General features: G+C 39.6%; 3 protein-coding genes. 2 read left to right on the forward strand and 1 reads right to left on the reverse strand.

Annotated features, from left to right (window positions below; all coding sequences use genetic code 11):
* Window positions 1-1,291 (forward strand): autotransporter outer membrane beta-barrel domain-containing protein (locus Q1553_RS08360; protein ID WP_300842924.1); only part of this gene is annotated, 1,291 nt, incomplete at its 5' end.
* Between the two features lie 106 nt (window positions 1,292-1,397).
* Here the strand turns inward: Q1553_RS08360 and Q1553_RS08365 are convergent.
* On the reverse strand, window positions 1,398-1,535 hold the full coding sequence (locus Q1553_RS08365; RefSeq protein WP_181881656.1) for a hypothetical protein: 138 nt from the start codon (window positions 1,533-1,535) through the stop codon (window positions 1,398-1,400).
* A 144-nt stretch (window positions 1,536-1,679) separates the two neighbouring features.
* Between Q1553_RS08365 and Q1553_RS08370 the strand changes: the two genes are divergently transcribed.
* The coding region (locus Q1553_RS08370) for an asparaginase (RefSeq protein WP_300842925.1) at window positions 1,680-2,209 on the forward strand (530 nt) is incomplete at its 3' end.

The following is a 2,209-nucleotide window of genomic DNA, read 5'->3' on the forward strand; positions in this document are numbered from 1 at the left end:
CGCACTAACTATTTCCACAGCGGCAACAGACGCAGAAAAACTCCGTGAAAATCTCGGGCTTCTTGTAGGAGAATCCTATGCTGGAATCGCACAACAAGCTCTCATTGTAACAACGAATAAAAACGAAAACAAACTTCTTGTAGCTCTTGCGACAAACGAGGGAGACTTGAGGGCAACAAGCGTTTCACTAGATAATGCAGGGAATCTAAGCGAAGCGTATGGAATTTTAAGGTCTTTTGCGGGTAGCTCTGTGAATGTCAATGAAGCCTTAAATGTCATTACGAATCGCAATTTCTTCAAAAACACAAGAGAAAATGCGAAATCTGCTTCTACGCTTGCAAACGCTGCAACTTCCGCACTTACAGGAATCAATGTCGCAAACGAAATGTCTATTAGCAATCGTGTTGCAGCCTATAACAACCCTTATGGAGCAAAACTTGCAAATATCGGTTCTGACGCAACAGGAAACTACTATGATACCTACAAAGCAAGCGTATGGGCAAACGCATTTGGTGGTGCAAGTATCATTGATGGCGATAGCGGCGGACTCTATGGTGTAACTTTGGGGGTAGATGGAAATGTAACCGATAATTTGCTCTTGGGTGCTTACTTCACTTATGCCAACTCTACATTGAAAGACAACGCATTAAAACAAGAAGCAGACAACTACCAAGTTGGACTTTATTCTCTAATCAAATTCGCAGAAACTTGGGAAGTAGGGCTTAAAGGATATGGACAATGGGGTTCAACAGACCAAGAATCACGCAATATTGCAGGGCTAAACACTGCTGACTTCACCAAAAAATTCTTTGGCTTAAGTGGAAGCTTAGGGAAAGTGTTTGACCTCTCTAATGGCAACTTCTTAAAACCTTTTGCGGGATTGAACTACTATTATAGCTTTACTCCATCTTATACAGAAAAAGGCACATCCCTAGCCCAACACGTCCAATCCTCTACAAACAATTCTGTGAGTATTGATGCGGGCTTAGAATACAGAAAATACTTCGGAAGTAGCTCTTATCTCTATGTTGTGCCAAAAGTTGAACAATATATCGTTAATAATGGCGATGATTTTGTTGCGAAATTCGTAGGCTCAAACACAAATTTCATAATTGACGGAGATGACAAAAAACGCACTTATGGACGAATCTTGCTTGGAGGCAATATAGAGCTTGCACAAGATTGGGTCTTGAATATAGGTGTAGGCGCGAAACAAATCCTAGCAGGCAAGTTTGAATCCAAAAACGAAACTTATTTAAACGGAAATGCGGGATTAAAATATAGATTCTAATGCTAAATTAAGTGTGCTTGCCTCTTTGGCGTGCGCACTTCGTTTTAGGATTTCAATTTATTCTCCTTTTACTATCTTCCAAAAGGAAGATAGCCTCAACTTTTCATTATCGTTTTATTATGGCATTGTCCTTGTGGGATTCTATGCGAGATTCTATATTATGGATTTGCAAGTGTGGGTCGGTTGCTTTCGCAACAGACGCTTCGGCTTCGCCTCGCAAGGACTGCGGTGGAATCTGAAGCAATGTGATTTTATCACATTAAAACAAGATTATTTTAAAATATTTTACATAATAACTTTGATATAATTACGAAGATTCTTAAATTTTCAAGGAGTAAAAATGAAAAAATTGTTTTTTGGCATTTTGCTTATGCTAGGAGTAAGTATGATGGCGTTTGCTAAACCAAATATCGTGATTTTAGCAACAGGTGGAACAATTGCGGGAGAGGCAAAAAGCGACCTTGCAACTACAGGCTACAAAGCAGGTAGTTTGGGAATAGAAGTGCTTATTAACGCAGTGCCGGAGCTAAAGAATATTGCCAATATCAGTGGCGAGCAAGTAGCAAATATTGATAGCTCTAATATGACAGACCAAGTTTGGCTCACACTCGCAAATAAAGTCAATTCTCTTTTATCAAGCTCCAATGTAGATGGAATCGTCATCACACACGGAACAGATACAATGGAAGAAACCGCTTACTTCTTAAACCTCGTGGTAAAAAGCAATAAACCTGTTGTTTTAACAGGGGCAATGAGACCTGCAACTGCTATTAGCGCAGATGGACCAAAGAATCTTTACAATGCCGTAAGTCTTGCTGGAGATAAAAACGCTAAAAACAAAGGTGTAATGGTGGCGATTAATGACAAAATTTATAGCGCAAGAGAAGTAAGCAAAACCCACACACTAAATGTTGAAAC

Origin of the sequence: Helicobacter sp. UBA3407 (genome assembly GCF_949747025.1) — a bacterium.
GTDB lineage: Bacteria > Campylobacterota > Campylobacteria > Campylobacterales > Helicobacteraceae > Helicobacter_D > Helicobacter_D ganmani.